This is a genomic window from Nocardia sp. NBC_01388 (assembly GCF_045040085.1).
Taxonomy (GTDB): Bacteria; Actinomycetota; Actinomycetes; order Mycobacteriales; family Mycobacteriaceae; genus Nocardia.
The window spans coordinates 141,272-163,316 of sequence record NZ_CP109553.1 but is presented as its reverse complement, the minus strand read 5'-3'; the positions used below and the strand labels follow the sequence as shown (position 1 = coordinate 163,316).

Genomic DNA, 22,045 nt, shown 5'->3' with positions numbered 1-22,045 from the left:
AGCGTGTGGCCTACAGGCCCATATCCTTGGCGATGATCATCTTCATGACTTCGCTGGTGCCGCCGTAGATCCGGTTGACGCGGTTGTCGGCGTAGAGCCGCGCGATCGGGTACTCGTTGATGAATCCGTAGCCACCGTGCAGCTGCAGGCAGCGGTCGATGACCCGGGCCGCGACCTCGGTGCAGAACAGCTTGGCGGAGGCGGCATCCGCCGGTGTCAGTGTCCCGGCGTCGAGCGCCTCGAGCCCGCGATCCACCACGGCTTCGGCGGCATCCACTTCGGCCTGGCAGGCGGCCAGCTCGAATTTGGTGTTCTGGAAACTGGCGACCGGCTGCCCGAACACATTGCGCTGCTGCGTGTATTCCTTGGCGAACTGCACCGCCGCCCGCGCCTGCGCGTACGCGCCGACGGCAATGGACAGCCGCTCCTGCGGCAGATTGAGCCCGAGGTAGGAGAATCCCTTGTTCTCCTCGCCGAGCAGATCCGCCACCGGCACTTCGACATTCGTGAAGCTGAGTTCGGCGGTGTCGGAGACCTTCAGGCCCAGCTTGTCGAGCTTGCGCCCGACGGTGTAGCCCGGCAACTTGGTGTCCACCATGAACAGCGAGATGCCGTGGCGGCGGTCCTCCGCACGGGGCGCGTCGGTGCGGGCGCAGACGATCACCCGATCGGCATGCACACCACCGGTGATGAACGTCTTGGACCCGTTCAGCACATAGTGCGTGCCGTCCTCGGAAAGCTTTGCGGTGGTGCGCATTCCGGCCAGATCAGAACCGGTCCCGGGCTCGGTCATGGCGATGGCGAACATAGTCTCGCCGCTCACGAAGCCGGGCAGCAGGCGCTCCTTCTGCTCCTGTGTGGCCAGCATCTTCAGATACGGCAGGCACAGACCCACATGCACGCTGGAGCCGCCGAAGGAGACCGCGGCGCGGGCGGCCTCCTCGATGATGACGGCCTGGAACTTGAACGATTCGATGCCCGCGCCACCGAATTCCTCGGGCACCTCGATGCCGAAGATGCCGAGTTCGGCCAGCTGGTAATAGAACTCGCGCGGCGCGATGCCGGCGTCGAACCATTCGTCGTAGACGGGCGCGACCTCGGATTCGATGAAGGCTCGCACCGTCTTGCGGAAGGATTCGTGGTCGGCGTCGAAAACTGTTCTCTGCATTACACTTTCTCTCTTGAATCAAGCCCCGGGCAGCGGCCTAGAGCTTGCGTCCGCCGTCGACGTAGATGGTCTGCCCGGTGACGAAGGAGGCGTCCTCGGAGACGAGGAACGAGACCACATTGGCGATATCCGCGGGCTGCCCGACCCGGCGCAGCGGCGTGATCGCGGCGGCCTGGGTCCGGAACTCCTCCGGATCGACGCCGACCCGCGCCGCGGTGGCATCGGTCATATCGGTGACGATGAATCCGGGCGCAACGGCATTCACATTGATGCCGTACGGGCCGAGTTCGATGGCGAGGGTGCGGGTGAAGCCCTGAATACCCATCTTGGCGGCCGAATAATTGGCCTGCCCGCGACTGCCCAGCGCGGACACACTGGAGGTGTTCACGATCTTGCCCGACTTCTGCTTGACCATGTACCGCTGCGCGGCGCGGCTGCACAGGAACGCCCCGCGCAGATGCACCGACATAACCGTGTCCCAGTCCTCGACGGACATCTTGAACAGCAGATTGTCCCGCAGCACTCCCGCATTGTTGACCAGCACGTCGACCGAACCCAGTTCCGCCGCAACACGTTCGAACGCGGCGTCGACCGAGGCCTCATCGGTCACATTGCAGGCCACCGCGATCGCCTTGCCGCCGTCGGCGACGATCGCGTCGACGGCCGTCTTACAGGCGGTTTCGTCGAGGTCGGCAATGACGACGGTGAATCCGTCGGCGGCCAGCCGGGCCGCGGTGGCGGCGCCGATTCCGCGGGCGGCGCCGGTGACGAAGGCAACCTTCGAGGTCATGCGAATCTCCTTGTCCGAGAGTGTGATCGAGATCAGACGATGGCGTTCACGCCGGTGAGGGCGCGGCCGATGAGCAGTTTCTGAATCTGGCTGGTGCCCTCGTACAGCGTGAGCACGCGCGCATCACGCAGGTACTTGGCGACCGGGTACTCGTCGATATAGCCGTAGCCGCCGAAGACCTGAATGGCATTGTTGGCGGCCTTGACCGCGGCCTCACTGGCGAACAGCTTGGCCACCGACGCCTCGGTGCCGAACGGCTTACCGCGCTCCACCAGGTCGGCCACCCGCCAGGCGAGCAGCCGCGCCGCCTCGACCTCGACGGCGATATCGGCGAGCAACTCCTGCACCAGCTGATACGAGGCGATGGGCTTCCCGAACTGCTCGCGCTCCTGAGCGTATTTCACCGCGGCTTCCAGGCAGCCGCGTGCGACACCGACACAGCCGGCGGCCACACCCATGCGGCCTTTGTCCAGCGCGCCCATGGCGATCTTGAACCCCTGGCCTTCGTCGCCGAGCCGGGCCGAATCGGGCACCCGTACCTGCTCCAGCACCAGTTCGGCGGTGGCCTGCCCGCGCAGCCCCAGCTTGCCCTTGATCTCGGTGCGACTGAATCCCGGCGCATCGGTCGGCACCAGGAAGGCGGTGACGCCCCGGGGCCCCGGCCCGCCGGTCCGCGCGAAGAGGAGCGCGACGTCAGCCCAGGTGCCATTGGTGATGAACATCTTGGTACCCGACAGCAGCCAATCATCGCCGTCCCGAACAGCTTTGGAGATCAGGCTGCCCGCATCCGATCCGGTACCGGGCTCGGTGAGCGCGAAGCACCCCAGCGCCTGACCGGAGCACAAGCGCGGCAACCATTCTCGACGCTGCGCCTCGGTGCCGTAGGTCTTGATCGATTTACCGACCAGCCCGAGCGATACCGACACGATGCCGCGCACCGAACTGTCCCCGCGCCCGAGCTCCTCGAGCAGCAGGCAGTAATCCAGTGCGGTGCCCCCGGATCCGCCGTACTCCTCGGGAATCTCGATGCCGAGGAATCCCATGGCGCCGAGCTTGCCGACAATGGCGAGATCCACCGATTCGGCGCGATCCCAGGCGGCGGCGTACGGGACGACCTCCTTGTCCACCCAGGCGCGGGCGACCTCGCGCAGTTCGCGCTGCGGCTCGTCGAGCTCGAAGTCCATCGGTCATAGCTCCTAACCGAACGTTGTTAGGTTAATGACTCCGAAGTTATCCTAACGGTGTTCGGTTTTTCAAGGATCAAGTGATAACTTCGAGGTCAGCGGGGTGATCAACCAGGGAGGTGAGACGAATGGCGAGACCGAGGGTGCCACTGCTGAGCCGGGACCGCATTCGCGACGCCGCCCTGACCCTCATCGACCGCGACGGCCTCGCCGAGCTGTCCATGCGCAAACTCGCCGCCGAACTGGGCGTGCGGGCGGCCTCCCTCTACGGCCACTACCCCACCAAGGACGATGTCCTGGACGATATCGCCGGCGGCATCATGGCCCGCGTCGACACCTCAGCCTTCGACCACGGCGACTGGCAGCACGGCCTCATGTCCTGGGCCCGCTCCTACCGCCAGGAGTTGGTCGCGCACCCCAACTTCGTCCCCTACCTCGCCGCCGGTCCCGGCAAACGCGAGGAGAACCTCCGCCACGCCGATGCCGTGCACGGCGGCCTGGTGGGCGCGGGCTGGCCCCCGCGCGATGCCACCATGATCGGCGCCGCCACCCGCTATCTGGTGATGGGCGCGACCATAGGATCGTTCTCCCGCGGCTTCGTCGACGACGTCCAGGTATACCGCGACCGCTACCCCCACCTCGAACAAGCCCACCTGCTCCGCGCCCGGGCCGACGAAATCGATTCCGAGAGCTTCGAATTGGCCCTGACCGCCTTCGTCGACGGACTCACCGCCCGCTTCCCGGCCCACGCGGCGGAATAAGAACTCACCGCAGGTCCGTCACCCGCCTGACCGTCCAATCCGCAACAGCACAGGTATATCCGCCGTTCACATGCCGATCCCCGATGCGCCACGGCGCATCGGGGATCGGGTACGTTGTCAAAGTTGCGGTGCGAGTGAGTTTCCCGGCGCGATGGCGCCGCAGCTGCTGGGCGCCGGTGCTCCCGCGAATCGATCGCTGAGCCAGGCGAGCGCGGCCAGTGTCCACGGAGCCATGGACGGGACGTGGCTGAGCAGGTCGTACTGCTGGTACTGGATGGACGGGTTGCCGGTCGCGCAGTACTGGTTGGCGAGAGCCCGGACATCACCGGCGATCATCACGCCGTCACCGTGGCCGATGCCAGGCTTACCGCCGTCGCTGCCCTCCAGTTCGCCATTGGCGCCCTGACCGATGAACATGGGGGTGGTCGGCGTGGGTGCGAGACCGAGGTCGATCTTGCCGACCGCCTCCACGAACGGCGGCACGCTATTGGGGTCGGCGTACTCCGGCTTCGCCAGCTGCTGCCAGGTCAATCCGGGGTATTGGAACAGCACATTGGCGATCGAGGCGTTCGACAGTTTGCCGACGATCTGTGCGCCGTAGCTGTTCAAGTAGGGCGCGAAGTCGATGTCATAGGAGCGCGCGATGCCGATGATCGCCATTGCCGCGACGCCCGACCACCCGATGCTGCCGCTGATGTACGAGAGGTTGTGTGCGGGGTTGACCAGGACGCCACCCTCGGCAGCGCCTACCAGGTTCGCGTCGACGTCCGGTGCGTAGTCGGGAGCCAGGGCCGCAGCCCAATTGGTGGCGATCGCGCCGCCGGAATATCCGATCAATCCGATCCGGGCATTCGTGTTCAAGCCGGTGTCCGGCGAATGCGTCGCCGCGCGGATCGAGTCGAGGGTGTTCATGCCGTATTCGGGTCCGGCGGCGAAATCCGCCTGTTCGCCCTCGGTGTCGTCGACGATCACGGCGAAGCCCTGCGCGAGCAGCGGAGCGATCAGCGTGGCTTCCATGCTATTGACCAGGCCGCCGAAACTCACATCACCGGCGACGGACCGCGAAGGTCCGTCTTCGGGATTGAGAGAGTCGTAAAATGACTGGTACGCAACCGCTTTGGTGGGGTCGGCACCGGGCGGCACCAGCACCGAGGTGACCCCGACCGTCGGCCGGTGCTGCGCATCGGTGGTGCGGTACAGCAGCTGCACCGCCGTGAGCGGAGTCGCGAAGCCGCTCACGTGATAGGGCAGCGTCCTGGTATCGAGAACCGTGCCCGGCTCGATCGACGAGAGCGGCGTATCGCCGGTGTACTGATAGAACGCATCGGACGCCGCATTCGCAGGTGGCGCGAACTCTGCCGTCGAACCGACCGCCAGCGCCAATGCCGCAACAGCCAGCACAACAGGAACACGTCCCAGTATTCTTCTCAACTCCGAGAATCCTCTCAACTGCGGGCACCACTAAAGCACTGGTCATAGACCACAGCTCTCACCGAACCCCGAGGCCAGGTTACCCACTGGTAGTTTGAACGTGTTCCCCTTTGTTCGTCAAGATCACCTCCCCGCGAGAGCAATGCACCCACTTCCGGCAAATGCCGACATTTGGCCAATTATCCACCGGGACAAGGAAAATCCCTCTACCGTCAGTCGATTCGCGCAGGTGGGAGGGGAAATTATGCGTAACTCGATGCCACTTCCGCATATATCGCCGCCGGACCGGGAACGGTCGTGGAAGGCGACCTCGGGCGTTCCATACGCGGTATCCGGCGCCGAGCTGGCCGTAGGCCATCATCCCGAAGAACGGGTCGGTCATGGCGAACAATGACCAACCCGGCGCTGCGCCATTGTGATTGGAGTTCCAGCGGCGCACGCGCAGACTCACCTGCGCCGAAGTACAGTCGTCGGCGGGCGGACGCTCAGCGGCTCAGGGTGGTCTCCCGGTCCATGCGGGACAGCTTGGCGGGATTGCGAACGGAGTACAGGCCGGTGATCAGGCCGTCGTCGATGCGCAACGCCATGACGGTGTCGAGCTCGCCGTTGAGGCGGAGGATGAGAGCCGGGTAACCATTGACCTGGGTCGGCTCGAAGGATGCCTCGGCGGCGAACCTGCTCCAGCCGGCGGACAGCACGCGGGCCACCTTGTCGGCTCCCACAACGGGTTGCGGGAGGGCCTGTTTGACGCCGCCGCCGTCACCCATGGCGACCACATCCGGCGCGAGGAGATCGAAAAGGCTTTGCAGATCGCCTGTTTCGACCGCGCGCTGGAACGCATCGAGCACACCGCGGGTCTCCGCCTGCGAGACCACACCGCGCGGACGGCGGGCGGCGACGTGCGCCCTTGCGCGGTGCGCGATTTGGCGAACCGCGGCCGGGGTTTTGTCGACGGCCTCGGCGATCTCGTCGTAGTCCAGATCGAATACCTCGCGCAGGACGAACACCGCCCGTTCGGTCGGGGTGAGCGTCTCCAGCACCAGAAGCATTGCCATCGAGACGCTTTCGGCCAACTCCACATCGTCGGCCACATCGGGCGCGGTCAGCAGCGGTTCGGGCAGCCACTGACCGACATAGGACTCCTTACGACGCCCGAGCGTGCGCAGCCGGGTGAGCGCCTGGCGAGTGGTGATCCGCACCAGATACGCCCGCTGATCCTGCACGATGCCGAGATCGACGCCCGCCCACCGCAACCACGTCTCCTGCAGCACGTCCTCGGCGTCGGCGGCCGAGCCGAGCATCTCGTAGGCCACGGTGAAGAGCAGATTGCGGTGCGCGACAAATGCTTCGGTGGCCGGGTCCGGCCGATCCTCGCTCACGACCGCGCTCCCGGCATCCGGAATGTGCTGCCCATGAGTGGCTCCTGTCCTCGATCTCGACTGCGTCCCCACAAGACGCCGGTCCCCCACATTCTGTGACAACGCTCCTCTATGACGGTCGTCACCCCGCCGAGCTGTCACAGGATTCCGGCCGCAGGCATCTCATGGGCAACCCGATCACGTACGAGGAGCAACCATGAACGTCACCCTGTGGATCGTCACCGGCCTGCTGGCCACCGTCGCCCTGGCCGGCGGCATCAGCAAGACCTTCGTCCCCAAGGACAAACTGGCCGCGGCCCCCGGCGGCGGCTGGACCGCAACCGCCGCGGTCCCCTTCATCAAAGCCCTCGGAACCCTGGAACTCCTGGCGGCCCTCGGGCTGATCCTCCCCGCCGCTCTCGATATCGCCCCGGTCATGGTCCCGATAACCGCCGCCTGCTGGATTCTGCTGATGGTCGGCGCAATCACCACCCACCTCCGCCACAACGAAGCCAAGTTCATCGCCGTGAACCTCGTCTATCTGGCCCTGGCCGTCGTCGTAGTCTGGGGTCGCTTCGGCCCCTACTCCTTCTGACCCCTACCGAGTTCAGTCGACGCGAATCACAAATCGCGGTGGCGTTATCGCTGCCGCCGGCCCGGCCTCCGCCGCCCGCACGACATGGCCGACAAAGGTCTCCACCGTTCGCCCCGCGGCCGCGCTACCCGGCCCATCCCCCATACCGTCGGCCAGCACCGCGAGCAGCGGCTGCTCCCGCAGGTAGCTCACATCGAAGTTCGCCGAATAGCGTTGGCCGGCATCGCTACCCACCGCAAACGTCGATCGAGTGACTGCGCACTGGCAGATTCTGGCATACCGACCCCGGCCAGATCACCCTCGAACCCAAACCCGGCTGTAGTCAGGAATTTTCGGGTATCAGCCGCGCGGATTTACGTTTCCTTTTCATATTTCGGCGAATTCAATACGAAAGCCCTCCGGGTTAGTGCTATTCGGAAGAAAAAGTCATCTCATCGCATGATGAATGGCTTTACTTAATACATGGAATGGGCTTACTGTCATATTGCTGTGAGCGACGGTCCGATCCGCGGACAACGCTCCGCCGATGTACCGGCGCCGGGCCGAAATAGCCTGTCGCGCAGTAGATCAAGAACCCACGGGTCACTTTGCCGTGCCCAGAACAGGAGAAATTCGGTGAACGGGAAGATTCTCGACTTCGCGGTTGTCGGCGCGGTGGTAGTCACCTTCTTCGCTTTCGCGATCTTCCACCCCGGAGTCGCGAACCTGCTCGTAGGTTGGTTCGGCGCCCTCGCCCTCGGCTACTACAGCGTCTACGTACGCCACGACCCCACACTCGTAAACGCAACCCGCGGCGGCGAACACACCCTGAACCATTCGACAACCCTGCGCCCCGCCTGGCGCTGACCCCCCGCGCTCAACGGATTTGCGGAGGTCACCTGGACCCCGCCCGCTGCCGGCAACTCCGGCGACCTCGTCATCTGCGATCGCAGACAGCAGGGTCGCGGCAGGATTGTCGCCGTAGTACTGGACGACCCGGGCCAGTCGCGACCGAGCACCGCCCACGGCCAGGTGAAGCAGTTCCGTGATGCTGCGCTCGGTGATGTCAGCCGGCTGCACGCTAACCGTCATGGAGCGAAGGTATCTCGAAACGAGGCCAGCAGTTCACGCTCATCGGCAATCGTGTGCACTGGTGCCCAGAAGCGAGTCGGACGGGTGAACCGATCGACCAACGGCCGTATTATTGGGCCCGGCACCACGGCGTGGCCGAACAATCGGAGGGCGGAGGCGAAATATGACCGACGAGGAGATCGTCATCTCGTTCGCCCTGACCAGACTGGACAACGCGAACAGCGACCTCGACCTGGAAGACGTTGCCACCCTGGTAGTGCGCCGCCTAACCTCCGATCAGATACTCGACCTCGCCACCCGCAACCTCGCGACACGAAATGAGCTACGGGGAGCATTGTTCGAATCTGCGGTTGAGCATGTACTCAGGGCCGTCCTGACGGCCCGAGGACCCGTCGACTAACGGATCGACTCAACAACAGCGGGCCAGCCCCGAGCGGACCTGACGGCCGAACGCACGCTCATAGGCATGAGCGCGCACTTGGAACCGCTGCCCGCCAACAAGTTTGGACTACAGACCAACGCGCGGGTCGCGGCATTACCGTGCGTTCGATGTGGGCCGAACCCGCGCTCTCGGTGGGGCCCGGCCTGGCGAAACTACGGCTTGGAGAATTCTGCCCGGGCGCCCCGCGCTGTGCGCGACCCGGACGCGCCCGTCAGAGCAGGGCGCCGCCGGAGACCTCGATGCGCTGGGCGGTCATCCAGCGCAAGCCTCCGACGCCAGCGTGGCGATGGCGTCGCCGATCTCCTCAGGTTCGCCGACGCGGCCGAGCGCGGTCTGCCCGGCGAGACCCTGGCGCATCTGGGCGTCATCGCGCATGGAACCGCCGTTGAAGTCGGTGGCGGTCGGCCCCGGGGCAATGGAGTTGACCCGAATACCGCGGGGGCCGAGTTCTGCGGCCAGAGTGCGGCTCAGCGCCTCGACGGCGGCAAGCTGCCCTACTTCACCTCAGTCCAGCACTACCTCGAGTCAGAGCACGAGGCCGGTAACGCCGACGTCCCGGACGCCGAGAGCGCCGCCGACCAGTTCCTCGGGATGATCGCCAACTACGTCCTGCGGCCCCGCATGCTGCTGACCGACTGGAACCCCGCAGCCCCTGACATCCGCTACGCCGTCGAGCAGGCTGTCGAAACCATGCTCGCCCGCTACACCACCGATCGACCAGCCTGATCCGAAACCGGAATTCGCACGCCCGCACCGGGTTCCGGAGGGCCCGAGCCGGTTATCGGAGGCGATCGCGGCTGCCGATCACGCCTCGAGCACCTTCAGAGAGTGGTTGGGAGAACGCCGCCGTCCGCCCGGATCGCCGCACCGTTGGTCGCCGACGAGCGTGGGCTCGCGAGGAATGTCACCAAGTTCGCGATCTCGCCGGGTTCGATAAAACGCTGGATGAGCGAGGTGTCGCGTACGAGAGAAGATTTCAGGTCCTGCGGCGAGAGTCCCTGAGCTGTCGCGATCCGCTCAACCGTACTCGCCACGCCATCGGAGTAGGTCGGGCCTGCGAGCACGGTGTTGACGGTGACCCCGGTGCCTTTGGTGAGCTTTGCGAGCCCGTTGCTCAGCGCAAGTCCAGCGGCCTTGGTTGCTCCGTAGTGCACCATGTCGCCGGGGACGTCGACTGCCGATTCGGTTCCAATGAAGATGATCCGCCCCCAGCCGTTCGCGAGCATTCCGTCGAGGACCCCTCGCGAAAGGCGAACCGCGCTCATCACGTTGATATCGAAGTACCGCAGCCACTCCTCATCCGGCACCTCGATGAACGGTTTGACGTCGAACAATCCCACGTTGTTGACAAGCACGTCCACGGGTCCGAGCTCCTCGAGGAGTGCCCGAACCTGCTCCGGCGCAGCGAAGTCCGCGGCGATCCCGGAGACCTGAGCGCCCGGCGTGGATGCTCGAAGACGTTCGACCGCCTCGACAACACGTTGCTCGTGCCGCCCATTCAGCACTACCGCAGCACCCTCGACCGCACATGCCGCGGCTACCGAGTAGCCGATTCCCTGCGTGGAACCACTGATGAAGATCTTCTTGCCTGCGAGTTGCATATCCATGGTCGTATCCCTCCCGGTCGCGTCGACCGCGGTTAACTTGCTTGGGCAAGTGAACTCTACGCGCCATTACTTTCCTGGGAAAGTTACGAGGTAGGATCGTCAATGTGGTAGACACCGGAGACTCGGACACCTTCACCCCGGATGAACTCGAGACGTGGTCCGCTCTGGCGACCTTGCTCGAGTGGCTTCCCCTGGCGCTCGACACTCAGCTACAGCGAGACTCGGGCATGAGTCACTTCGAGTTCGGGGTCCTCTTCGCCCTTTCGCGAGCCGCCGACGAGACATTGCGCATGAGCACGCTGGCCGGATACGCCAACAGCACGCTGTCGCGCCTGTCGCGCGCGGTAGCCAGACTGGAGCGCCGGGACTGGGTGCGGCGCGCACCCGATCCCCACGACGGTCGCATTACGATCGCGATCCTCACCAGCGCGGGCCGGGATGCGGCGCGCACGGCCGCACCTGGGCACGTCGCACTTGTACGGAAACTCGTCTTCGACTCACTGACGCGTGCGCAGGCGCAGCGGCTCGGTCACTCCAGCCTGCGGATCGCTGAAGCCATCCGCGCAGATGGTCCGTGGCGGCCGGAGAGCGAGCGCTGACATCGACTGCGGCCGTGACGTTATCGGGGTTGATCCTCCAACGCCACATGCCGGTTTCGACGCAAAGGGTTCATCGAATACGTAGAAGCTCGAGTATTGATGGCGTGTGCGTCAGAGGGCGTATGGAGTTGGCGCTCATCGGCAGAAGCGTGCGTTGGGCAGGCCGAGATGAACTGGGCCCGTTGAACTTCGGGCGCGATGCGTGGCCGCTTCGAACCGCGCGGGCAGCCGCATGAGCGTGTGCTGGGAAGCTATTCGCTGGCGGTCGGGTCGGCCTGTGCGTCGTTGACGGCACCGGCGCGGTCGATCTCGGCCATATGATCCTCGGCCCAGGTGCGCAGTGCCGCCAACGGAACCTCGATATCGCCGGGATCCTCGATGCCCTCGGCGAACCCACCGCGGCCGTGGTCGCGATCGACGCAGGCACCCCGGTCGCGGTCCTGCTCGCCCTGCGCCACCCCGACCGGGTACGACGGCTGGTGGTCATGGAAGCACTGCTGGGCACCCTCCCGGCACCGAGGACTTCCTCGCCGCGGGTCCGCCGTGGTGGTTCGGATTCCACGCCGTCCCCGGCCTCGCCGAAACGGTCCTGCTCGGCCACGAGGCGCGGTATATCGAGTGGTGTTCGGTCGGCCGATCGGATCTGACCCGAGTTCCAAAACCATTGGACCCGTTGATCTTCGACCCGGCCGCCCAGCCGATTCGAACCGCGCCTCGCGGCAGATCAGTGCGTTCGAGCGCTTCTCCGGGGATACCACCGGCCCTCGGGTCAGCCACCGAGGAGTCGCGCTATCTCACGCGCGACCTCCTCGGCTGGGACGTCGCGGATCTGTTTGCGGACGCCCCAGCGGTGGCCGAAGGGGTCGATGAACTGGCCGGTGCGTTCGCCGTAGAACACGTCGTCGAGTGGGTGAAAGATTTTGGCTCCGGCGGCGATTGCGCGTTCGAAGGTGGCGTCGACGTCGCCGGTTTCCACCTGCAACGCCAGGTAGGTGCCACCCAGGGTGGCCGGCGACACGATGCCCATGTCCGGGCACTCCCCCGCCAGATGCAGGTGAGTGTCACCGATGCTGAACTCGATGGCGAAGGCGGTGCCGTCCGGCAGCGGGATTCGGCTCAACTCCACCGCTTCGAACACCGCTCGATACCGATTGAGGGCCTGTTCCGGGTCGGAGACAACGAGATGCGGGGAGATATCGGCCATGACCGACTCCTGCGATTCGACAGCACAGTACTCTCCAGCTTCACCTCTCAACCCCACTCGAGGTCAACCCCTGTCGATCGAAAAGCTCACGGCCGCTGAGGAATGGCACTCCCCTGAGACCGGCGTGGGCGCCGCGGCAGTCGTCTCTCCGGTGTCGGCCTCGCCACCGCCGTCTCGAGTGACCTGCTGCGCGTCAGTCCGGCAGCCAGTGCAGCTCGTGCGCCAGGGTTTTGGCGACGGTACGAATACGGCGGTGTAGTGGTGACTGCACGCGCGGGAGGACCAGGTGGAACGCCACGGTGGGTGCGCCCCGCAGCGGTCGCCACGTGACACCGGCCGGTGCTGCCGTGACCGCGGTCTCCCCGGCCGGGGCGAGGGTGAGCCCGTCCCGTAGGTCGCGCTGAGACATGTCGAAAGAGACTGCGGGCGTGTGGAATCGGGGGTTCGGCCGGGCGTCGCGGAACAGTGCGGAGAACTGATCGTGGATCACGGGATTGGCCGCATGGTCGGGGAGCCGCAGCGGATACGCGGCCGCCTCGGCGATCTCGATCTCCGGATATTCGGCCAGCGGATGATGCTGCGCCAGTTGAACTCCGACGCGCACCCGCCGCAGCAGGAACCGGCGCACGCCACGCCCCGGCTGTTCACCGCGGGTGATCCCGGCATCGATGCGGCCGTCGGCGACCGCGGGAGAGATCTCCGGTGTCGCCATCGGGACCGCGCCGACCTCGAGTCCCGGGCTGCTTCGAATGAGCCTGTCCACCAAGGCCGGTGCCGTCTCGGCCCCCGCGCTGAGGCTGTATCCGATGCGCAGCGTGCCCAGTTCGCCGGCCCCCGCGTTCCGGGCGGTATCCCATGCCCGGTCCAGCGCCGCCAGCGCGGGCGGCGCGGACTCCGCCAAAGCCGCACCGGCCGTTGTCAATACGACACTACGGGTGTTGCGAACCAGCAGGCTCGTACCGAGTTCCGCCTCCAATCGGCGCATCCGGGCACTGAGTGCGGGCTGCGCGATACCGATCCGTGCGGCCGCGCGGGTGAAGTTCAACTCCCGCGCCAGCACCAGAAAGTACCGCAGGCTCACCGTATCCGGCGCCACATGCCCTCCCCCGCGATTGATAACGATCCGTTCTGAGTCTATCCCGACCGGGTCTTTCCCTCGACCGCATATCAAGCCCTAACCTGCGCATATGACAATTCAACCGACCGCGGTACCCGACACCGCACCCACACTCAGCGATGAAGGAGGCAGGCATGCATAAGTTGGTAGTCCTGTATCCCAAGCCCGCCGACCCTGACCACTTCCGCGACTACTACGTGACCAACCACCTTCCACTGATCATGAAGTGGCCCGGCCTGCTCGCGTACCGCTACAGCTTCGACGTGGCGGCGAAGCGGGGAGAAACGCCGTATTTCGCGGTCTTCGAGGCCGACTTCGCCGACGCCGCCGCCCTGACCGCGGCACAGGAGTCGGAGTACGGCAAGCGGGCGACCGCCGATGTCGTCAACTACGCCACCGGCGGTGTGGTCGTCATTCACTATCCGGTACAGGAGGGCACCGTCTGAGGCAGGACGGTACGCCCCGGGACGCGTTCGGCCGTTCCGGCCGGGTCCGGCTCTCGGCGGAAGGCCCGGTTCATCGAGCGTCGAAGGTGGCCGACGTCCTGACCCGATGTCACGGTGGTTGATGCGTGCGTACGGCGCGACGGCCGGGGCGGCAGCCCCGCGCCGGGGCCGACGTTCAGCCGTGAACGATCGATTCTTGTCGGCGCCAAAGGGTTTCGGCGGAGTTCACTCGCACAGCTGGACCGCTCGGCGTAGGTCGGCCACGTACGCCTCGGGCTGTTCCCACGCTGCGAAGTGGCCGCCCGCAGGGTGTTCCACGTAATCGCAGATGTTCAGGAACGCCTCGGCGTAGCTTCGAGGCTCCGGTTTGATGTCGCGCGGGAAGACGGAAAGCACTGTCGGCGTGTCGATCCGGCCAGGCAGGGTGGCCGGTTCGACGTAGGTGGCGAACGAGGTGCCGATCGTGCCGGTGACCCAGTAGGCGGTGACCCAGGTGAGCAGTTCATCCTCGGTGAAAGCCGAATCGTCGGACCAGGACTCCAGTTTCTCGACGATCCAGGCCGCGAGGCCCGCGGATGAGTCGCCGAGCGCGACGGCGAGAGTGTTCGGCCGCGTCGACTGTTCGGCGATGTATCCACCCTCCGTTCGGAACCAGTGCGCCCCTCGGCCGAGGTAGGCCACCGCATCGGGCGCGAGCATCGCGCGATCCGTCGTGAGCGCACGAAGTGGGGCGATATTCGTGAGGTGCAGGGCGGCAACCCGGTCCGGGTGTTGTGCCGCAAGCATTTCCGCGACGGTGCCACCTACGTCGCCGCCGGACACCGTGTAGCGCGCGTAACCGAGCTCAGCCAGTGCGTCCGCGACGATCTCGGCGATCCGGTTGACCGACATACCTGAACCGAGCGGGATCGCGAACGGGAAGCCCGGCAGCGCGGGAACCACCACGTTCATGTCCGCAAGTAACGGCAGGACGCACGCGAGCCGCGGCGATCGACGCCTTCGTGCTGGGCGTATCGACGCGTCGCCGGGTTCTGCGTTCAGAACTCGGCGAGCCCTCCGAACTCCAAGCCTGGCTGAGCACCACCATCCAACGCCTCACCGACGGGTGACCCGAGTAGTTCAGACACCCGGTCATCGCACTGAAGCCCATCGGCACATACCGCGCGACGCCCTGGCTCGACCGCAATTGCGCAGTGAACCCGGCGGCAGCGGAGATGCGGTACGTACACATCAGCATGTTGACGCGTTCCGCAGGCGTCGAATCGCCACGGCGAGTTGATCTTTCGCTGCGGCACGCTGTCCGGTTGAGTCAGCGCGACCAGCGGCAATCGAGTGCGTTCAGTTCAGCAACGGGCCCGTGGGTAAGTGTCAGGTGCCAGCGCATCAGAAAAATCTTGACCTGCAGTGCGGTTGAGGTTTCAGGATGATGCGGTGACTGATGACCGAATCAAGCTGCATCGCTCCGGACTTCCGGAGTGCCGACGCGGACCGGGAGGTCCCTCGTGACCGACTACCTGTTGCATCCGATCGGACACGTCGAGTCCGAACTCACCGAACTCGGCAACACACCACGCCAGCCCGACGAAGGGGCCCCGCCGGCATGGGTGGTTCTCGACGACCGCTACGTCGGCGCACTGGAAGGCCTCAGTTCCGGCATGGACCTACTCCTGCTCACCTGGCTCGACCGCGCCGATCGCGACGCCCTCACCGTCCACCCACGCGGCGACACCGCCCGCCCGCTCACCGGCGTCTTCGCCACCCGCGCACCACACCGGCCCAACCCGATCGGCCTGCACCACATCCACATCCTCGCCATCACCGGCAACCGCATCCACGTCCGCAACCTGGAAGCCTTCGACGGCACACCCATCCTCGACCTCAAACCCCTCCTCACTCCAGATCGCTGACTACCCACCACGTAATCGGCAGTAGCGATGCTCGTTGCTGCGAGCACGAGTTTCGCGGATGTGGACTGAAGCTCACCGAGCCGTCATCGAAGGTAGTTGCCCAAAGCATCGAGCAACCCCCGGCTGCCTTGCTCACGGTTCGGCCCGTCGGCCCAGAACTGGTCGAAGAAGACACCGTGCTCGGCATGGGTGAACCGAGTGCCCTCGGCGATGGGCTCGAACTCCAGAGAGGCCACCGACGTTGACATGTGGGCCCCGTCGATCCACATGTCGTACGTCGTGACGATGCGGATGTGCTCGACGATATCGGTGTAGGTGGCCTCGTACCGCGACACCGGACCGTCGTGGAACTTCCCCTCGGCGACATCACGGCCGCCGACGCGGAAGTCGAAGACCCACTCGCCCGGCTCGATGGCGTCACCGGCGCCCCACCAGGACAACTTCTGCTTCTCCTCGGCGAACGCGCCCCAGACGCGCTCAACGGGAACCGGATAGCTGCGAGTCAGGGTGAACTCGGCGCGGGCGAGTCGGCGTTCGGTCGTCATATGCGCGTCCTAACGGGTGAAGGTGACGTGGATCGTGCCGCTCTCGGCCACTTCCGTCGTCACCTTGTGGGTGAGGTCGAGACCGCCCAGATCGTCCCACAGCCCAGTTCCCCGGCCCAGGACGATCGGCGCGACCATGAGGTGCAAGTCGTCGACCAGGCCGGCGCGCAGGAAGGCGCGTGCGGTGCCGACGCCACCGCTGACACGCACGTCCCGGCCGCCCGCGGCAGCGGTCGCCTCGGCGAGCACGTCTTCGATTGCGCCACTGCGGAAGTGGAACGTGGTCCCGCCCTCCATCGCGATCGACGGCCGCGGGACCACGCGGTACGCGTATCCACCCGGCGGGGCCGGTATCGACGAATCTTGGCGTCGCAGTGTGTTGGTGAGGACGTAGACCGGCGTGCCGAACGGCGGCCGATCACCCCACCAGCCCTTCCATTCCGGGTCGCCGGGAAACGCGTGCAGCCCGAACATGCCCGCGCCCATGATCTCGGCCCCGACTCCCTCGAAGAACGCGGCGGTGTAGCGGTCGTCGACGCCGGACGTGCCGGCGCCACTGGTGTCGCCGAACACGCGCTCGCGGAACGTGCGGGTCGCGACGTGGCCTGCCGAGAGGCGCCCGAAGTCCTCGCCCATCGGATTGTCGGGAGAATTGTCGGTCGCCGAGGTGAAGCCGTCCAGCGAGACGAACAAGTTGATGCGAACGCGGGTCATAGGTCAGTTCTCCTTCGGAGCGGTGCGGGTCAGGTGGATTCCGAGCCGGTCGGCTTGGTGTTCCGCGGGGGTTCGTTGCTCGCTGAGCCACAGGTGCAGGACATCGAGCGCGCCCGGTCGCAGGCTCACAGTGCGAACGCGTCCGAGCTTGTGTGACGTCACCACCCCGGCGTCCTCGAGGACGCGCAGATGCTGCATCAGTGACGGCAACGCCATCGCGAACGGTGCCGCCAGCTCGGATACGACGGCCGGCGACTTCGCCAACCGCTCGACGATGGCTCGGCGCGTCGGATCCGCGAGAGCGCGGAGCAATGCGTCGAGTTCACCATGATACTTAGGCACACACCTAAGTATTGCAGCGGTGCCAGGATCGGTCAACCGGTTCAACTCCGGATGATTTGGTGGCGGGGAATCGGCGCTCGAGCTCCGCGCAGGTCGCGGCGATGTAGTGCGTCAAGTGCCCACGGCGAACATGACCAGCCCCATGATTGGATGTCTTGTGGCTCGAGAATGTTTCCGGATCATCGAACCCATTGCCATGGATGTGGCGACACCGAGTTGGGCACCACACTTCCCTCAGTTCGACGCCGTCGTGGGCTATTCCGATCTGGGGCACATATTCCTGACCGGCCGCAACACCGGCAAGCACGGCGTGCTGCACCCGTACAAGTCCGCAGCCATGAGCTACGGGACGTTCGCCGATACCGCAGAGTTCGTGAACGAGGTGGTGCGCGAACCGGGTTCGCCGAGTACGTCCTGAGGCCCGGCCACGTCGCGGAGATCCGAAATCTCCTGGGCCCGCTCGGTCCCGAGCAGGTGTACATCCCGGTGGCAAGTGTCAGGCCGAGCGCCGATCACCGATTTCGCCGTCACCCTGCGGGTCGGATTCGAGTTCTCCGACGACCACCTCGACGAGAAGGAGCGGTTCGTGGACACGGACACACTCGACCAGTTGCTCGCTGACTACGCGGCCCGTCTCTCTGGCAGTCCATGGACGGAGCTCTTCGATCATCGGCCGACGTTCAAGTACGTCAGCCGATGGCTGCATCAGCAACTGACTCAACATATTCCGCAGCTGATCTACGCCTCTCTGGAGAACGACACGATCGGTGTCGTCACCGTCAACCCGCCGGTTGAACACCGCCAGTTGACCTTCCACGGTCCGAGGTCTCGATCGGCCTGAGCGGTCACAAACCCCGCCTCACCGGCAAAATTTGCCGCCCCAGTGCGATCTTTGACCGCTCAGGCCGATTCTCCAGCCACCCCCACGTGGTCCACAGCCATTCGACCAGTTGCCGAAGGCGATCTCGGTCGTAGCCTTCCCGAGAAGCCAAGTGGCCGAACTCAACAGCGCGGATCGCGGCATTACCGTACGTTCGGAATATGCCGAGCTGCTGTGCTCTGCGCGGGCGCCGAGCAGGTCGAGAACGAGCTCGATTCGGTCGCCGTCAGCTTGCGTACCCCAACTTGGCCGTCGGCTCGTCCCGGCCTGCTCGCTGGGTCGTAAGTCGTTGCGGTGAACTGGGTTTACGACGATTTCCGGCTTCAGCGGTGATTGATCACCGATTACGCCATCCGATGGCGCGAGAACACCGCCATTTTCCGACCCGAGTCACACGGTCGGCGGATCAGCTCGTCAGTCGTGTTCCAGGACAGGAGGATTCGGGTTTGCGAGCGTGGCGGTGCCGAGAGCGCTGCAGGTCTCAGCGAGGGTCGGCAGCGGTGATGAGTTGGTCGAGTCGGTGCAGGGCGTGGGTCATGGTATCGATGTGGGCATCGAGGGCGCCACCCTCACCCATCACCTCAATGCGATGGAGAGCAACGGCCTGGTCGCAGATCGCCTGTCCTGGTTCGAGATTCTGCGTCAGCTGCTCGCGATCCGCCGTCCCGATGACGCCGTCGAGCTGACAAATGCGGCCGTAACCGGTTGCACTACAACACAAGCGCTGACGATGCTACCCGCTCTGAGCTTCCAGCGCCCCGACTGGGTGCTGTGCCAGCTCGGCGCCAATGACGCGCAGCGTCTGGGCAGCGCCCGAACCAGGCTGGTCAGCGCCGGCGAGACCGCCCGCAACCTACTTCTGCTGCGCGACCGAGCGCTCGAACTCACCTCCGCGCAATGGGTCTGGCTCACGCCGACCGCGGTGGACGAGAGCAGAGCGGCCGCCTTCTCCCATTTTCAACGGGCTGGAATCTCTTGGGCCACAGCCGATATGGCTGACACCGCGAAGATCATGTCCGCCCGGCCGGAACCGGCCGTCGATGCCCTGCCGGCCACCATGCCCTTCTCTGGCAGCGGTTTACATCTCGATGACGGCGTGCACCTGACCCTGGCCGGTCAGCAAGCCGTCGCGGTCGAGGTGGTGGCGAAACTGGCACAGCCGGCCCGGTAATCGGCGCACCGATGCGAAGGCCCCGAGTCGAATGCGACTCGGGGCCTTTGTATTACAGCGTCGGGTTACTTCAGGCGCAGGCTGCCGAACAAGCCGTCGGTCTCGTCCTTCGGCCCGGCGGTGAAGTACAGCGCGTCGGTGTCGCCGAGGCTCTCACCATTGCCGAAGAGCAGGCCCCAGAGGCCGTCGATGGCGATGGGCTTGCCGTCGGTATCGCGGGCGTAGTCCTGGAACTTGCCGGTGGAGTCGTCGAAGGCGAGCAGGCGTCCGGCGCCGCCGAAATTGCCCACCAGCAGCTTTCCGGAGAGCGGGCCGAAGCCCTGCGGCGCGAGAGCCACGCCCCAGGGGGCGTTGAAGCGGCCGCCGTCGTCGAGGGTGCGGACCAGCTTGCCGCTGGCGTCGAACTCGGCGACCTTGCCCTTTTCGGGCTTGCCCTTGGCGGAGGCTTCCTGATCCTTGTCGAGCTTGTTCTCTTCGCCCTTGTAGATCTTGGTGGCGTCCTTCTCGTCGGCCTGCGTGATCGCGTAGGTGACGAAGATGCGGTTGCCGATGGTGGCGACATTGAACGGCGCGGGATCGCCGATCTTCACCTTCTTGCCCTTGCTCGCGTCGGCCGGGTCGACGGCGTCACCGGTGGCGAAGGGATTGGCGAAACCGGTGGTGGACGTCAGCTTCCAGTCCTTGTCGAAGGTGCGGACCTGCGGGTCGGAGCCGAAGTCGGCGGCGATCAGCTTGCTGCCGTCGGGGCTAAGGGAAATGCCCTTGAAGCTCATTCCCTGTGCGGTGCCGTCGAATTCGAGCACGGCCGGACCGTCGTGCCGCACCACCGCGCCGGGCGTGGCGCCCTGTTCGGTCCAGCCGGAGATCTTGCCGGAGTCGGTGGCGAAGATGAAACGCGCCGAACCGGTGAGCTTTTCATCCTTGCCGTCATAGCTGACCGGCTGATCGTGCACGGCGAAGATATCGGAGGTGATGGGCGCCGGGTTGAAGATGACCCCGGTGGTCTTGCCCTCGCTGTCGTCGTCATCGCCGACCACGGCGTCCGCGCCCGGCACCGTGACGACCTTCAGCGGATCCTGGAACATCTTCTGGTACTTCGCATCCGACGATTTGGTGACATCACCGACGAACTGGAAGGACTTGCCGCCCGCGCCTACCCAGAAGTGGCCGCCCGCACCCTTGGGCCGATCGGCGATGCCCCAGGCATTCACCATATCGGGATAGGTGAACTGCGCCTTGTAGGAATCCTTGTTCGCGGCCAGATTGATCTGCGAGTAGTGGTTCCCGTCCAGCGACTTCACATCGGTGGCGTCCGGCTCCGATTTCGAGCAGGCCGCAGCGAGCAATAGCGCCGCGCCGACCGCGGTAATGCGCATCAGGTTCTTGCGCACCGGGGCGTCGTTCCAGCGTCCGTTCAATTCCCTCGTCCTTCCAGTCCAGACCGCGTGACCCCACGGTTAGGAGACGCTAACCATAACTGGTTTAGGTGACGCTAACCATATCTGGAAGGACTCAGGACTCCCGTCAGGCGTCGAATGCCGCCCTGACCTGCTCTTCGGTCAAGCCGTAGTCGGCCAGCGAGTACCGGTGAACGGGCCTGCGGTCACCGCTCTTGCTCTCCTCATCGAGCGAACTCATCGAGGCGCGCGCCGGATCGGAGAACTCCAGTCCGAAGGCGGTGTAGATCTTCTCCACGGTCCCCATCGGATCGGCGCGCAGTTCGTCGAACTCGATATCGATGAACTGCTCCGGGTTGTAGCGCGCCCGCGCGGCGGTGAATTCGTGCAGCCCGCGCGACCACAGCTCCAGCTGCGTCTCACCGATCTTGTCGCCGACGAAGGTGGTGGACCAGCCCGCCGCCGCCTGATCGGAGAGGCTGCACGAGGACCCGACGATCGTCACCGGATCACGATGGGTCTGGATGATGAGCGCATCCGGGTACACCGCCATGAGCGCATCCAGCGCGAACAGGTGGCTCGGATTCTTGAGTACCCAGCGCCGGCTGTCACCGAGCCCGATGAGCTGCAGGTTCTTCTTGTGCCGCGCGTAGGAGTCGGTCCAGTCCTGCTTGCGCAGCCACTGCGAGTACGTCGGCAGGTAGGCCAGCGATTCGTAGGAGATGGATTTCATCGTCTGCCGCAGCAGCTGCCAGCACTCCTCCACGTCGGCGGCGCTCATGTAGTGCACGCCCATGAATTCCGGATTCTCGATGCGATGCTGCGCGAATCCGGCGTCGATGCGCTGGTAGATGGGATTGCCGGCCCAGGTGTCGCGCGGCGGCCGCGGCTGCGGGAAGTCCGCCAGCCACATCTCCAGCGCCTGATGCCCCGGATCGGCGGCCAGCAGCCGATGCAGTGCGGTGGTGCCGGTGCGCGGCAGCCCGGTCACGAAAATCGGCCTGGCGACCGAGGTTTCGGCATATCCGGGATTGGCCTTCCAGGAGGCCTCGCTCAGTGCCCGGGCGACCAGTGCCCCGCGCAGGAAGTACCGGCTCATCTTGGAGCCGAGCTCGGTGAGCCCGGCGTCACGCTGGTAGGACTCCAGCAGGACGCTCAGGCCCTCCAGGTAGTCGTCCGAGCCGAAATCTTCGAGGCCGCAGACCCGGGTGGCCGAGGCGTGCAGATCCTCGACGGTGCCGACGGAGGTGCGTGCGCTCATAGGTAGAACTCCTTCTGGAGCCGGGAGCCCCTGTCGCACAGGGACTCCCGGTCAT

At 65.5% G+C, this 22,045-nt stretch carries 30 protein-coding genes; 12 read left to right on the top strand and 18 right to left on the bottom strand.

What is annotated here, in order from left to right; all coding sequences use genetic code 11:
* Positions 1–10: 10 nt before the first annotated feature.
* From OG716_RS00735 to OG716_RS00725, 3 genes are read right to left on the bottom strand one after another with little or no spacing between them, the layout of a single operon-like run.
* Positions 11–1,168 carry an acyl-CoA dehydrogenase family protein gene (locus OG716_RS00735; RefSeq protein WP_405135815.1) on the bottom strand — a complete coding sequence of 386 codons (1,158 nt, stop codon included), beginning with the start codon at positions 1,166–1,168 and terminating at the stop codon, positions 11–13.
* Between the two features lie 37 nt (positions 1,169–1,205).
* Positions 1,206–1,958 carry a 3-oxoacyl-ACP reductase FabG gene (gene fabG / locus OG716_RS00730; RefSeq protein ID WP_405135814.1) on the bottom strand — a complete coding sequence of 251 codons (753 nt, stop codon included), beginning with the start codon at positions 1,956–1,958 and terminating at the stop codon, positions 1,206–1,208.
* 32 nt (positions 1,959–1,990) lie between these two features.
* On the bottom strand, positions 1,991–3,142 hold the full coding sequence (locus tag OG716_RS00725) for an acyl-CoA dehydrogenase family protein (RefSeq protein WP_405135813.1): 1,152 nt from the start codon (positions 3,140–3,142) through the stop codon (positions 1,991–1,993).
* A 128-nt stretch (positions 3,143–3,270) separates the two neighbouring features.
* Here OG716_RS00725 and OG716_RS00720 point away from each other — a divergent pair, with 128 nt between their 5' ends.
* On the top strand, positions 3,271–3,903 hold the full coding sequence (locus OG716_RS00720; RefSeq protein WP_405135812.1) for a TetR/AcrR family transcriptional regulator: 633 nt from the start codon (positions 3,271–3,273) through the stop codon (positions 3,901–3,903).
* 117 nt (positions 3,904–4,020) lie between these two features.
* Here OG716_RS00720 and OG716_RS00715 read toward each other — a convergent pair whose 3' ends face one another.
* The 3 genes from OG716_RS00715 to OG716_RS00705 form a co-directional block, all read right to left on the bottom strand.
* Positions 4,021–5,334: a lipase family protein gene (locus OG716_RS00715; RefSeq protein ID WP_405135810.1), complete on the bottom strand. Its 1,314-nt coding sequence runs from the start codon at positions 5,332–5,334 to the stop codon at positions 4,021–4,023.
* A 79-nt stretch (positions 5,335–5,413) separates the two neighbouring features.
* The gene (locus tag OG716_RS00710) at positions 5,414–5,785 is read right to left on the bottom strand and encodes a hypothetical protein (protein ID WP_405135809.1); all 372 of its coding nucleotides are present in this window, start codon (positions 5,783–5,785) and stop codon (positions 5,414–5,416) included.
* Positions 5,786–5,819: 34 nt separating this feature from the next.
* Positions 5,820–6,713 (bottom strand): RNA polymerase sigma-70 factor, encoded by an 894-nt coding sequence (locus tag OG716_RS00705; protein WP_405135808.1) that lies wholly within the window; start codon positions 6,711–6,713, stop codon positions 5,820–5,822.
* 196 nt (positions 6,714–6,909) lie between these two features.
* On the opposite strand from OG716_RS00705, the gene OG716_RS00700 reads away from it, so the two are divergent.
* Positions 6,910–7,287: a DoxX family protein gene (locus OG716_RS00700; protein ID WP_405135807.1), complete on the top strand. Its 378-nt coding sequence runs from the start codon at positions 6,910–6,912 to the stop codon at positions 7,285–7,287.
* A 12-nt stretch (positions 7,288–7,299) separates the two neighbouring features.
* Here OG716_RS00700 and OG716_RS00695 read toward each other — a convergent pair whose 3' ends face one another.
* Positions 7,300–7,521 carry a hypothetical protein gene (locus tag OG716_RS00695; protein WP_405135806.1) on the bottom strand — a complete coding sequence of 74 codons (222 nt, stop codon included), beginning with the start codon at positions 7,519–7,521 and terminating at the stop codon, positions 7,300–7,302.
* Positions 7,522–7,902: 381 nt separating this feature from the next.
* Between OG716_RS00695 and OG716_RS00690 the strand changes: the two genes are divergently transcribed.
* Entirely contained in the window at positions 7,903–8,133 is a 231-nt protein-coding gene (locus OG716_RS00690) for a hypothetical protein (RefSeq protein ID WP_405135805.1), read from the top strand.
* A gap of 388 nt (positions 8,134–8,521) precedes the next feature.
* On the top strand, positions 8,522–8,758 hold the full coding sequence (locus tag OG716_RS00685; protein ID WP_405135804.1) for a hypothetical protein: 237 nt from the start codon (positions 8,522–8,524) through the stop codon (positions 8,756–8,758).
* A 294-nt stretch (positions 8,759–9,052) separates the two neighbouring features.
* Here the strand turns inward: OG716_RS00685 and OG716_RS00680 are convergent, their stop codons facing one another.
* A complete protein-coding gene (locus OG716_RS00680) occupies positions 9,053–9,259 on the bottom strand; it encodes an SDR family oxidoreductase (protein WP_405139434.1) in 207 nt (68 codons plus the stop codon).
* On the opposite strand from OG716_RS00680, the gene OG716_RS00675 reads away from it, so the two are divergent.
* Positions 9,167–9,526, top strand: coding sequence for a TetR/AcrR family transcriptional regulator C-terminal domain-containing protein (locus tag OG716_RS00675; RefSeq protein ID WP_405139432.1), 360 nt, complete (start codon positions 9,167–9,169; stop codon positions 9,524–9,526). The two genes, OG716_RS00680 and OG716_RS00675, sit on opposite strands and share 93 nt — an antisense overlap.
* Positions 9,527–9,621: 95 nt before the next feature.
* Here OG716_RS00675 and OG716_RS00670 read toward each other — a convergent pair whose 3' ends face one another.
* The gene (locus tag OG716_RS00670) at positions 9,622–10,407 is read right to left on the bottom strand and encodes an SDR family NAD(P)-dependent oxidoreductase (RefSeq protein ID WP_405135803.1); all 786 of its coding nucleotides are present in this window, start codon (positions 10,405–10,407) and stop codon (positions 9,622–9,624) included.
* 104 nt (positions 10,408–10,511) lie between these two features.
* Here OG716_RS00670 and OG716_RS00665 point away from each other — a divergent pair, with 104 nt between their 5' ends.
* Positions 10,512–11,006 (top strand): MarR family winged helix-turn-helix transcriptional regulator, encoded by a 495-nt coding sequence (locus tag OG716_RS00665; RefSeq protein WP_405135802.1) that lies wholly within the window; start codon positions 10,512–10,514, stop codon positions 11,004–11,006.
* A 251-nt stretch (positions 11,007–11,257) separates the two neighbouring features.
* Here OG716_RS00665 and OG716_RS00660 read toward each other — a convergent pair whose 3' ends face one another.
* Positions 11,258–11,464, bottom strand: coding sequence for a hypothetical protein (locus OG716_RS00660; protein ID WP_405140296.1), 207 nt, complete (start codon positions 11,462–11,464; stop codon positions 11,258–11,260).
* Between OG716_RS00660 and OG716_RS00655 the strand changes: the two genes are divergently transcribed.
* On the top strand, positions 11,411–11,653 hold the full coding sequence (locus OG716_RS00655; RefSeq protein ID WP_405139430.1) for an alpha/beta fold hydrolase: 243 nt from the start codon (positions 11,411–11,413) through the stop codon (positions 11,651–11,653). The two genes, OG716_RS00660 and OG716_RS00655, sit on opposite strands and share 54 nt — an antisense overlap.
* A gap of 122 nt (positions 11,654–11,775) precedes the next feature.
* Here the strand turns inward: OG716_RS00655 and OG716_RS00650 are convergent, their stop codons facing one another.
* On the bottom strand, positions 11,776–12,210 hold the full coding sequence (locus tag OG716_RS00650; RefSeq protein WP_405135801.1) for a VOC family protein: 435 nt from the start codon (positions 12,208–12,210) through the stop codon (positions 11,776–11,778).
* Between the two features lie 193 nt (positions 12,211–12,403).
* The gene (locus tag OG716_RS00645; RefSeq protein WP_405135800.1) at positions 12,404–13,306 is read right to left on the bottom strand and encodes a LysR family transcriptional regulator; all 903 of its coding nucleotides are present in this window, start codon (positions 13,304–13,306) and stop codon (positions 12,404–12,406) included.
* A gap of 155 nt (positions 13,307–13,461) precedes the next feature.
* Here OG716_RS00645 and OG716_RS00640 point away from each other — a divergent pair, with 155 nt between their 5' ends.
* Entirely contained in the window at positions 13,462–13,773 is a 312-nt protein-coding gene (locus OG716_RS00640; protein WP_405135799.1) for an EthD family reductase, read from the top strand.
* 225 nt (positions 13,774–13,998) lie between these two features.
* Here OG716_RS00640 and OG716_RS00635 read toward each other — a convergent pair whose 3' ends face one another.
* On the bottom strand, positions 13,999–14,742 hold the full coding sequence (locus OG716_RS00635; protein WP_405139428.1) for an alpha/beta hydrolase: 744 nt from the start codon (positions 14,740–14,742) through the stop codon (positions 13,999–14,001).
* 533 nt (positions 14,743–15,275) lie between these two features.
* Here OG716_RS00635 and tsaA point away from each other — a divergent pair.
* Complete coding sequence (gene tsaA / locus OG716_RS00630; protein ID WP_405135798.1) at positions 15,276–15,680, top strand: tRNA (N6-threonylcarbamoyladenosine(37)-N6)-methyltransferase TrmO; 405 nt, start codon at positions 15,276–15,278, stop codon at positions 15,678–15,680.
* An 83-nt stretch (positions 15,681–15,763) separates the two neighbouring features.
* Here the strand turns inward: tsaA and OG716_RS00625 are convergent, their stop codons facing one another.
* From OG716_RS00625 to OG716_RS00615, 3 genes are read right to left on the bottom strand one after another with little or no spacing between them, the layout of a single operon-like run.
* Positions 15,764–16,225, bottom strand: a complete 462-nt coding sequence (locus OG716_RS00625) for an SRPBCC domain-containing protein (protein WP_405135797.1) — start codon at positions 16,223–16,225, stop codon at positions 15,764–15,766.
* 9 nt (positions 16,226–16,234) lie between these two features.
* Complete coding sequence (locus OG716_RS00620) at positions 16,235–16,939, bottom strand: dihydrofolate reductase family protein (RefSeq protein WP_405135796.1); 705 nt, start codon at positions 16,937–16,939, stop codon at positions 16,235–16,237.
* 3 nt (positions 16,940–16,942) lie between these two features.
* Positions 16,943–17,281, bottom strand: a complete 339-nt coding sequence (locus OG716_RS00615) for an ArsR/SmtB family transcription factor (protein WP_405135795.1) — start codon at positions 17,279–17,281, stop codon at positions 16,943–16,945.
* A 157-nt stretch (positions 17,282–17,438) separates the two neighbouring features.
* On the opposite strand from OG716_RS00615, the gene OG716_RS00610 reads away from it, so the two are divergent.
* The 3 genes from OG716_RS00610 (at position 17,439) to OG716_RS00600 (ending at position 19,332) form a co-directional block, all read left to right on the top strand.
* Entirely contained in the window at positions 17,439–17,699 is a 261-nt protein-coding gene (locus tag OG716_RS00610; RefSeq protein ID WP_405135794.1) for a hypothetical protein, read from the top strand.
* A 75-nt stretch (positions 17,700–17,774) separates the two neighbouring features.
* Positions 17,775–18,122 (top strand): hypothetical protein, encoded by a 348-nt coding sequence (locus tag OG716_RS00605; RefSeq protein WP_405135793.1) that lies wholly within the window; start codon positions 17,775–17,777, stop codon positions 18,120–18,122.
* 493 nt (positions 18,123–18,615) lie between these two features.
* Positions 18,616–19,332 (top strand): SGNH/GDSL hydrolase family protein, encoded by a 717-nt coding sequence (locus tag OG716_RS00600; RefSeq protein WP_405135792.1) that lies wholly within the window; start codon positions 18,616–18,618, stop codon positions 19,330–19,332.
* A gap of 65 nt (positions 19,333–19,397) precedes the next feature.
* Here OG716_RS00600 and OG716_RS00595 read toward each other — a convergent pair whose 3' ends face one another.
* Both OG716_RS00595 and OG716_RS00590 read right to left on the bottom strand, forming a co-directional pair.
* Positions 19,398–20,750 (bottom strand): TIGR03118 family protein, encoded by a 1,353-nt coding sequence (locus OG716_RS00595; protein WP_405135791.1) that lies wholly within the window; start codon positions 20,748–20,750, stop codon positions 19,398–19,400.
* A 106-nt stretch (positions 20,751–20,856) separates the two neighbouring features.
* Entirely contained in the window at positions 20,857–21,990 is a 1,134-nt protein-coding gene (locus tag OG716_RS00590; RefSeq protein ID WP_405135790.1) for a sulfotransferase family protein, read from the bottom strand.
* Positions 21,991–22,045: the final 55 nt, after the last annotated feature.

What these genes read in the sequence shown, in the direction of transcription:
- OG716_RS00735 (WP_405135815.1), bottom strand. Translation starts at nt 1,168, where the DNA reads ATGCAGAGAACAGTTTTCGACGCCGACCACGAATCCTTCCGCAAGACG.
- OG716_RS00720 (WP_405135812.1), top strand. Translation starts at nt 3,271, where the DNA reads ATGGCGAGACCGAGGGTGCCACTGCTGAGCCGGGACCGCATTCGCGAC.
- OG716_RS00685 (WP_405135804.1), top strand. Translation starts at nt 8,522, where the DNA reads ATGACCGACGAGGAGATCGTCATCTCGTTCGCCCTGACCAGACTGGAC.
- OG716_RS00620 (WP_405135796.1), bottom strand. Translation starts at nt 16,939, where the DNA reads ATGACCCGCGTTCGCATCAACTTGTTCGTCTCGCTGGACGGCTTCACC.
- OG716_RS00650 (WP_405135801.1), bottom strand. Translation starts at nt 12,210, where the DNA reads ATGGCCGATATCTCCCCGCATCTCGTTGTCTCCGACCCGGAACAGGCC.
- OG716_RS00700 (WP_405135807.1), top strand. Translation starts at nt 6,910, where the DNA reads ATGAACGTCACCCTGTGGATCGTCACCGGCCTGCTGGCCACCGTCGCC.
- fabG (WP_405135814.1), bottom strand. Translation starts at nt 1,958, where the DNA reads ATGACCTCGAAGGTTGCCTTCGTCACCGGCGCCGCCCGCGGAATCGGC.
- OG716_RS00725 (WP_405135813.1), bottom strand. Translation starts at nt 3,142, where the DNA reads ATGGACTTCGAGCTCGACGAGCCGCAGCGCGAACTGCGCGAGGTCGCC.
- OG716_RS00590 (WP_405135790.1), bottom strand. Translation starts at nt 21,990, where the DNA reads ATGAGCGCACGCACCTCCGTCGGCACCGTCGAGGATCTGCACGCCTCG.
- OG716_RS00625 (WP_405135797.1), bottom strand. Translation starts at nt 16,225, where the DNA reads ATGACGACCGAACGCCGACTCGCCCGCGCCGAGTTCACCCTGACTCGC.
- OG716_RS00670 (WP_405135803.1), bottom strand. Translation starts at nt 10,407, where the DNA reads ATGGATATGCAACTCGCAGGCAAGAAGATCTTCATCAGTGGTTCCACG.
- OG716_RS00640 (WP_405135799.1), top strand. Translation starts at nt 13,462, where the DNA reads ATGCATAAGTTGGTAGTCCTGTATCCCAAGCCCGCCGACCCTGACCAC.